Source organism: Bifidobacterium sp. UBA6881 (assembly GCA_002451435.1).
Taxonomy (GTDB): Bacteria; Actinomycetota; Actinomycetes; order Actinomycetales; family Bifidobacteriaceae; genus Bifidobacterium.
The window spans coordinates 32,265-35,137 of the sequence record DKCF01000071.1 but is presented as its reverse complement, the minus strand read 5'-3'; the positions used below and the strand labels follow the sequence as shown (position 1 = coordinate 35,137).

1 protein-coding gene and 1 pseudogene are annotated in these 2,873 nt (G+C 65.3%); one reads left to right on the top strand and one right to left on the bottom strand.

Features of this window, described 5'->3' with window-relative positions; genetic code table 11:
* On the top strand, positions 1–2,600 hold a 2,600-nt coding region (locus tag B3C64_RS05435; RefSeq protein ID WP_291534265.1), incomplete at its 5' end, for an SbcC/MukB-like Walker B domain-containing protein.
* 21 nt (positions 2,601–2,621) lie between these two features.
* Here the strand turns inward: B3C64_RS05435 and B3C64_RS05430 are convergent.
* Positions 2,622–2,873: pseudogene (locus B3C64_RS05430) on the bottom strand (gfo/Idh/MocA family oxidoreductase); the annotation flags it as partial.

Sequence of the window (2,873 nt, the reverse complement as noted above, 5' to 3'; positions counted from 1 at the left end):
AGTCCGGCACCCTTGACGAGCCGGCGCGCAGCGAAACCGAAATCGTGGAGCAACTGGAAACCACATTACGTGACGTGGAATCGAACGCGCGACGGCTGCTGTCGCAAACGGAATCGCGGGTCGGTCAGGCCGACGAACGGCTGGCGGCCGCACGGCGACGCAATGAGGCCGCATGCGGATTGCGTGAATCGTACGAAGACATGCAGGATGCGCGTACACGGGTTGACGAACTCGAATCGCGCAGACGGGACATCGAAACGGTACGGCAGCAGGTCGCGCAGGCGCGGCAGGCTGCGCCGATTGTGGCGAAGCACGCCGAAAGCGCGGCGTTACGCGCGAAACTGGACGATTGCCTATCGCAAATCGCGGACAACGCGGATGCGTTGGCGGATTTCGAGCCGAAAGAGGAACTGCGGAAGCGGCATGCCGAGGCGGTCGCGGCGGCCGCGGGCGGGGATGCGGCCCGCAAGGCGCTGCAGATAGCGGATGCGCATGCCAGGACTCTGGCCCAGGCCAAGGAAGCTCGTGAGCGTTTGGAAGCGGCCCGACACAAGGCCGAGCGGTGCGAGAAAGCCAAGCTTGAGGCCGCGGCGGCATGCGAGGCGCTGCCGTCCTCGGAATCCGTCGAAGCCCAACTGGAGGAACTCGCCGGCAGACTGGGCGCACGCGGACAGCGGGAAGCCGAGCTCGAACGCGCGAAGGGCGTGCTCGTTCATGCGCGCACGGCGGAAACGCTCGCCGGTCAGGTCACGGATGCCGAAGCCGAGTATGTGGCGGCGCAACAGGCGAGGTCAAGTGCCGAAGCCGATGCCGATCATGCGGAGGAGACGTTGCGACTGGCGGGCGCCGCCCGATACGCCGAAGACTTGGTCGAGGGAGCGGCATGCCCGGTGTGCGGTTCCGTGGAACATCCCCATCCCGCATCGCGGCCGGACGGCGCGCTGGACGAAAAAACCGTCAAGGCGCTGCGGAAACTGGCGACCGAACGCATGGAGGACGAGTCGAACGCCAAGTCGAAGCTGGAGACGTTGCGTGTGAAGGCCGAAGCCGAACGCGCGCAGGCGGACGGGGCCGACGTGGCGTCGGCCGAGGAACGCATGCGCTTGGCGCGGCATGCCATGGACGAATTGGACGAACTGGCGGAGCGGCAAACCGCATTGAAGGCCCGGCAGAAGCGGATCGCCGACGCCGTTGAGGCTTCGGCGAAGGCTGGAGAGGCCCTGACCACGGCCATCGCGGAACGGGAAATCGCCGCGAAGCAGGCCGCGGACGCCGACTCCGCGGCGAAAGGCATCACCGCGGAAAGCATCGCGGGCGAACGGGGTGCGGCCGAGCGGCAACTCAAACAGGCGCATGAGCGGGCTTTGGAGGCCGAAACGTTGACCAGACGCATTTCGGAGCGCGAGGAACTTGAGCAGAAGGACGTGTCGCTGAAAGCCACACGCGAGGCGTTGACAGAACAGCACCAGACCGTACAACGGGCCGTCGCACGATTGTTGGAAGACAGTGATTTCGCGGATTACGAAGCCGCCGAAACGGCCGCATTGGACGATGCGGAAATCATGCGTCTGGAATCGCAGGTCGACACGTTCGGCAAGAACCGTGCCGCGGCCGACGCCGATATGAGCCGAACCCGTGAGCTGCTGACGGAACGACTGGACGCATGCCGCAGGCTTTTCGCGCCGGCATCGGGGGAACCGCTGGATTCTCGGAAACCATCCGAAACGCGGGAACCGCTGGATTCGCAGGTTCCGCAGGGCGCCTTGGCTCCGCAGGGCTGCCGGGATTCCTTGAATTCGCAGGACCGCAAGGATTCGCGCGATTCCCAAAATCCTCAGGACTGGAATGCGATATCGCGACAAGCGGCGCAACTGCTTGAATCCATTGATTTCGCCGCACTCGACGCCGCGCAGTCCGCCGCATCACAGTCGCGCGACGACGCCATCAGCGCGCAGCAGACCGCACGCGACCTCGACGCGAACCGCAGGGAGATCGCGAAGCGGCTCGCCAAGGCTGCGGAGACATGGCGGACAGGCATGGCCGATTTCGCGCCGGTCCGCACCATGGCCCTGCTCGCCACCGCCGGCAAGGACTCGCCATCCGCGCAGAAGGTGTCGCTTGTCACCTTCGCGGTGACCGAACGATTCCGGGACGTGCTCGACCGCGCCAACGAACTGCTCAAAGACATCCACGGCGGCGTATACGAGCTGCGCCTCGGCACCCACGAGGGGCGCTCGGGTGGAAAAACCGGACTGCCGATCGCGGTGTTCGACCGCCGCACCGAACGCTCCACCGAGCCGAGCACGCTTTCCGGCGGCGAGACGTTCTTCGTGTCGCTGGCGTTGGCTCTGGCGCTCGCTGACGTGATTCAGGCGGAAAACGGCGGAATCTCGATGGAGACGCTGTTCATCGACGAGGGCTTCGGTTCACTGTCGGACGAGTACCTGGACGATGTGATGGACGTGCTGGACGGCATCGCCCGCACGCGCGACATCGGCATCATCTCGCATGTGGGGCAATTGAAGGAGCGCGTGCATGCGCGCGTATCCGTGGCTCGCGTGAGCGAAAACGGCGAAAGCCGCCTGACCGTGACGGCGTAGGCGGCTTCCGGGATTCTCCCATCACGCTTCGAACGGGTACTTGAGTCCCCAGTCGGCGCGCAGCGAATCCATGAGCTTCATGATGCGCAGCGTGTCGGCATGCGGCATCGCCGCGCATTCGCGTTTGCCGTCGAGCATGGCCTGCGCCGCCGCGGCCACCTCGTACTCGTAGCCGGTGAGCTGCGCCGGCACGTCATAGTGCTTGACGACCGTGTGGTTCGCGTCGTACACGTCGATTGCCTCGACGTTGTTGATGTTCCGGCAGACGAGGTA